The following is a 250-nucleotide window of genomic DNA, read 5'->3' as shown; positions in this document are numbered from 1 at the left end:
TTTGTTTGTTTAGTTTTGAGGGAGCAATTCTCTCAAGGTAATTCGTTCTTTGAAAACTAGATAATTGTATAGAAGAAACCAAGTAAAAACCGAGTAAAATCGCCATTTTAGAATATTCTCTATTTAATATAGAGTAAAACCTTTTAGGTTAAGTTAGAAAGGGCGCACGGTGAATGCCTTGGCACTAGGAGCCGATGAAGGACGGGACTAACACCGATATGCTTCGGGGAGCTGTAAGTAAGCTTTGATC

1 rRNA gene is annotated in these 250 nt (G+C 38.0%); it reads left to right on the top strand.

From position 1 onward, the window contains the following. Positions 1–146: 146 nt before the first annotated feature. A 23S ribosomal RNA gene (locus tag M3226_RS32030) occupies positions 147–250 on the top strand; the annotation flags it as partial.

This window comes from Neobacillus cucumis (genome assembly GCF_023715505.1).
The sequence above is the reverse complement of the archived record's forward strand: the minus strand, read 5'-3'. Positions and strand labels throughout refer to the sequence as shown.